The sequence below is a fragment of the Mesobacillus sp. genome, assembly GCF_049588175.1.
GTDB lineage: Bacteria > Bacillota > Bacilli > Bacillales > Cytobacillaceae > Mesobacillus.
The window spans coordinates 1-5,046 of sequence record NZ_JBAVFI010000403.1; the positions used below are offsets into that span (position 1 = coordinate 1).

5 protein-coding genes are annotated in these 5,046 nt (G+C 43.1%); all 5 read right to left on the bottom strand.

Features of this window, described 5'->3' with window-relative positions; translation table 11 throughout:
• Positions 1–214: DNA-directed RNA polymerase subunit omega (rpoZ, locus tag WB217_RS10120; protein ID WP_423993060.1), on the bottom strand; the 214-nt coding region annotated here is incomplete at its 3' end.
• Complete coding sequence (gene gmk, locus WB217_RS10125; RefSeq protein ID WP_423993062.1) at positions 215–829, bottom strand: guanylate kinase; 615 nt, start codon at positions 827–829, stop codon at positions 215–217.
• Between the two features lie 9 nt (positions 830–838).
• Positions 839–1,102 carry an extracellular matrix/biofilm regulator RemA gene (gene remA, locus WB217_RS10130; protein WP_023614949.1) on the bottom strand — a complete coding sequence of 88 codons (264 nt, stop codon included), beginning with the start codon at positions 1,100–1,102 and terminating at the stop codon, positions 839–841.
• Positions 1,103–1,158: 56 nt separating this feature from the next.
• The gene (locus tag WB217_RS10135) at positions 1,159–2,034 is read right to left on the bottom strand and encodes a YicC/YloC family endoribonuclease (protein WP_423993065.1); all 876 of its coding nucleotides are present in this window, start codon (positions 2,032–2,034) and stop codon (positions 1,159–1,161) included.
• Between the two features lie 277 nt (positions 2,035–2,311).
• On the bottom strand, positions 2,312–5,002 hold the full coding sequence (locus WB217_RS10140) for a calcium-translocating P-type ATPase, SERCA-type (protein ID WP_423993067.1): 2,691 nt from the start codon (positions 5,000–5,002) through the stop codon (positions 2,312–2,314).
• Between the last annotated feature and the right edge of the window lie 44 nt (positions 5,003–5,046).

A 5,046-nucleotide genomic window follows, 5' to 3' on the forward strand; every position in this document is an offset into this window, starting at 1 on the left:
TATTTAATTCTTCATGGCTGGCAGCTGTTTTGAAATGAAGCTTTTCAGCGTTGATTTCCTCAAGTGCTTTACCAACGAATTTATGTGATGCATACTTATCGATTTTTGGGTCCATGTGAACCTGCATACTGCGAGCACGCTTTGCAGCAACCGATACCAATGAATATTTTGAATCAATTTTTGTCATTAAAGAATCAATAGAAGGATAAAGCATTTAATCTACCTCCAGCATTTTTTTATAGCGATGTTGAACTCGTTCCCTGCGGCAATGCTCAGCAACGACAATTGCTTTAACTCGATTAGCGGCACTTTCCACATGGTCGTTTTCAACAACATAATCATATAATTCCATCATTTCAATCTCTTCTCTTGCTGCTCTCATTCTGCCTTTAATGATATCCTCCGTCTCGGTTCCTCGCGTAACGATTCGGTTTTCAAGTTCTGAAAGGCTAGGCGGAGCCAGGAAAATGAACAGCCCTTCCGGAAACTTCCTGCGGACCTGGCTTGCGCCCTGAACTTCAATCTCTAGGAAAACATCCTTCCCGGCGTCAAGAGTTTGGCGGACATATTCTACAGGAGTGCCATAATAGTTGCCTACAAACTCTGCATATTCAAGCAGCTGGTCCTGTTTGATCATATCTTCAAATTCTTCCCTTGTTTTGAAGAAATAATCTACCCCATTTCTCTCGCCTTCCCGCGGGAACCTGGTCGTAGCTGAAACGGAGTATTCAAAAGCTGTATCCGGCTGGGAAAACAATTCTTTCCGGACCGTTCCTTTTCCAACTCCTGATGGCCCTGAAAGAACAATCAACAATCCTTTTTCCTGCATTAAAAAGTCCTACCCTTCATCAATAATATCATCCCTGTCATTCAAGCGGTGGGCAACTGTTTCTGGCTGTACCGCAGAGAGAATGACGTGGTCGCTGTCCATTACGATAACAGCCCTGGTCCTTCTTCCATATGTAGCATCTATTAATGACCCGCGGTCACGTGCATCCTGAATGATCCTTTTAATCGGAGCGGATTCTGGACTCACGATCGAAATGATCCTGTTCGCTGAAACAATATTGCCGAAGCCTATATTTATAAGCTTTATTGCCATGATGGTCCCCCAATCATCAGTTATTTATTTTTACCTTGCAAAGCTCATTCTAAACGCTATTCAATATTCTGTACTTGCTCTTTAACCTTTTCAAGGAGACTTTTCATTTCGACAACTTCTCTGGCAATTCTAGAATCATTCGCTTTGGATCCAATCGTATTGACCTCGCGATTCATTTCCTGAAGCAAAAAATCAAGTTTTCTGCCAAGAGGTTCATTCGCTTTCATTATTTCTGTAAATTGGATGACATGGCTTTCAAGCCTGGTGATTTCTTCACTGATATCGGCTTTGTCTGCAAAAAACGCGACTTCAGTAAGTATCCTGCTCTCATCAGCCTGACCATCCAAAAAATCAGCCATTTTCTTATTCAGCCTGTCTCTGTATTGCTCTACAACATCTGGGGCGAATTGTTTTACCTTGCTGAGATTGCCTTTTAGCTGCTGGATGTTTTGAGAAACATCGCTCTCAAGAACCTTACCTTCAAGCAGGCGCATCTGGACCAACTGTGTTCCCGCGTCCTGGATTGCAGCCAATACAAGCTGTTCGAGTTCTTCATTCTCTGTCTCTTTTTCTTCAATATGAATGATTTCGTCCCTGTTGACAAGGTCTCGAAGCTCAATCTCACCGGTAATGCCGTACCGGTTTTTGATTTCAGATATGTGATGGACTAATTCGTCCAGGGCTTGCCAGTCAATATGTACACTTCGGCTTACTATGCCTTCACCCTCCAAAGTTACAAATACTTCGACTCTCCCTCTTTTTATGTGTTCACCAAGTTTCTTTTTTATTTTTTCTTCCGTTTTCAGGAGCTGGCGAGGCATACGTATATGAAATTCACAAAAACGGTGGTTTACCGTCTTCACCTCAACATTGACGCTGAACCTTTCCGAATCAGCCTTACTCCTTCCAAATCCAGTCATACTGACGACCATTCAAGACACATCCATTCTCTATAAAAAGTCGAGTTGATTCGTGAAGGTTTTTAATTTTTCATAGGCTATCCTGAAAATAAGGGAGTCTGCAATGCTAATTTACATACCTCATGGTGCAAAACTTTTGCATGAGTGTCTTTGTTAAATTAGACTGTTGATTTTCGCTCCAATCAACAGATTTAAAATAACATGGACCTATAACAGAGCCTTTATTTTTAGTGATAATTTAATAATAAAAAAAAGAAAGGCAATAGAGCCTTCTCTATTACCTAAAGGATTATATCATATTTCTTTTTGTTTTTCTTGCAAAAAATGTTCCGGCAAGCAAAAATGTAGGAACTGCAGATAATCCAATGATCAACAGCCAGTCAGCAGGCAGGATGGCTACAGTATGGAAAATCGGCTGGAGCATTGGCGAGTAAATGACGGCAAGAACCATAACAAGTGAAGATATTACCGCCCATACGAGATATTTATTGCCAAATGGATTGCGGGCAAATACGGATTTTTCACTTCTGCAATCAAAAACATGGATTAGCTGGGCCATAACAAGTGTTGCGAACGCAATTGTCTGGGCATAGGCAAGCTCTTCTGGATTTCTTCCGTAAACAACCATAAAAGCGATCAGCGTCACTAAACCGATTAAGAATCCTCTTGAAACCACTTTCCAGCCCAACCCCCGGGCAAATACCCCTTCTTTTGGATGGCGTGGTGAGCGCTTCATTACATCTTCTTCCGGCTGGTCCAAACCTAGTGCCATAGCAGGCAGTCCGTCTGTTACAAGATTTACCCAAAGTATTTGAATCGGTACGAGCGGAAGCGGTAAGCCCAAAATCATCGCGAATAGCATGACCAGAATCTCACCTACATTTGATGCAAGCAAATATCGGATGAACTTTCTAATATTTTCATAGATATTTCGACCTTCTTTGATCGCAGCCTTTATGGTTGCAAAGTTATCATCGAGCAGCACCAGGGATGATGCTTCTTTCGCTACATCTGTACCTGTGATCCCCATGGCTACTCCAATATCAGCGGCCTTAATCGCCGGGGCGTCATTGACCCCATCTCCTGTCATTGCAACAATATGTCCTCTATTTTGAAGAGCCTTAACGATTTTTAACTTATGTTCAGGCGATACTCTCGCAAAAACGGAAACATCATCTACAACATCCTCAAGCTCGGAAACGGACATCTCTGACAATGTCTTACCCTCTATGACCTTACTGTCCTTAGTCAGAATTCCAAGCTGCTTCGCAATTGCTTTTGCAGTTATAACATGGTCTCCGGTAATCATCACCGTTTTGATTCCGGCATCACGGCATTCTTTTACCGCCGTTTTAACTTCTGGTCGCGGCGGATCAATCATTCCCTGCAAACCGATGAACGTCAGCCCTTTTTCAGCTTCATTCTCATGAAGGACCACGGTATTCTCAGAAATAGGCTTGAATGCGATTGCAATTGTCCTCAAAGCGTTTCCAGCGAGTTCATCAATCGCTGCCTGGACTTTTGACGTCAAATCCTTGGAAAGGAATTGCTGTCTTTGATCCCAAAGAATCGATTCACTCAAACCGATCAACACATCGGGAGCTCCTTTAACGACAGCGAACTTTCTTCCGTTTTTATCTTTAACAATCATACTCATCATTTTCCGCTTTGAATCAAAGGGAAATTCATTAACTATTTCAAACTGATTCAGCAGGCTTTGTCTTCGATACCCAGCCTTCATCGCTGCCACTAAAAGTGCACCCTCCGTAGGATCGCCATCGATGGCATATTCATCATCTTTCTCAATGATTTCAGAATGATTGCATAACATGCCAAACGTCAAAAGCTGCTGAAGTGATTTTTCAGACTGAGGATGAATGGTTCTTTCTTTGTGGAAGAATGAGCCTGTTGGAGAATATCCTACACCATCCACAGTCCAAGTTTTACCACCGCTCCACAAATGTGTTACGGTCATTTTATTTTGTGTCATCGTGCCTGTTTTATCGGAGCAAATAACAGAAGCGCAGCCAAGTGTTTCTACTGCAGGCAGTTTCCTGACAATGGCATTCTTCCTGATCATCCGCTGCACACCAAGCGATAATGCAACTGTTACAATTGCCGGAAGGCCTTCAGGAATCGCAGCAACCGCCAAGCTGACACCCGCCAGGAACATTGTGTATAGATCGTGGCCCTGGAGAACACCGACTCCAACGACTAAAAGTGTAAGGAACAATGCAGCCGTGATGAGTATTTTCCCCAGCTGTTCTAGTCTCCGCTGCAATGGTGTCTCTTGTGCTTCAGCTGTCTGCAGCAGATCTGCGATTTGGCCCATAGCTGTTTTCATCCCTGTGGCTACAACAACACCCGTACCGCTTCCTCTTGTGACCATCGTACCCATGAAAGCCATATTTTCCATATCACCAAGACCAGGATTAGGAATTCGTAAAGGGCTTGTATTTTTTTGGACCGGAACGGATTCTCCTGTCAGCGCTGATTCTTCTATCTCCAGACTCCAGGACTCAATCAACCGGATATCTGCACCAATCCGGTCACCCGAGGTGAATTTTAATATATCACCCGGCACGACATCCTTGGACGGGATTTTAATCCATCCTCCATCCCTTAATGCGTGAACCTGAGGGGCAGAAAGTTCTTTAAGTGCATCGAGTGATTTTTCTGCTTTCCTTTCTTGAAAAAAACCTAAAATGCCATTCACAAGCACAATAGCAATAATCGCGATGGCATCAACCATTTCACCCAGAAGGCCAGAGATCAAGGTGGCCGCTAGCAATACAAGCACCATGAAATCCTTGAACTGGCTAAAGAATAATAATAGTGCTGATTGCTTTTCCCCTTCAGTTAATGCATTAGGCCCATGCTGCTCTCGTCTGCTTTTTACTTCCTTTTCATCTAATCCTTCTGTAAAATCTGTTCTTAAGGCGCTGGCAATTTCGTTTTCATTCATTTCATGGAACTTCATGGGGCCATCACACTTCCTCCTTCAAAAATAGAACCTGTTTGTCC

Bases quoted from the DNA above. Each gene is read 5' to 3' on its own strand.
- WB217_RS10135 (WP_423993065.1), bottom strand. From the start codon at position 2,034: ATGGTCGTCAGTATGACTGGATTTGGAAGGAGTAAGGCTGATTCGGAA.
- gmk (WP_423993062.1), bottom strand. From the start codon at position 829: ATGCAGGAAAAAGGATTGTTGATTGTTCTTTCAGGGCCATCAGGAGTT.
- WB217_RS10140 (WP_423993067.1), bottom strand. From the start codon at position 5,002: ATGAAGTTCCATGAAATGAATGAAAACGAAATTGCCAGCGCCTTAAGA.
- remA (WP_023614949.1), bottom strand. From the start codon at position 1,102: ATGGCAATAAAGCTTATAAATATAGGCTTCGGCAATATTGTTTCAGCG.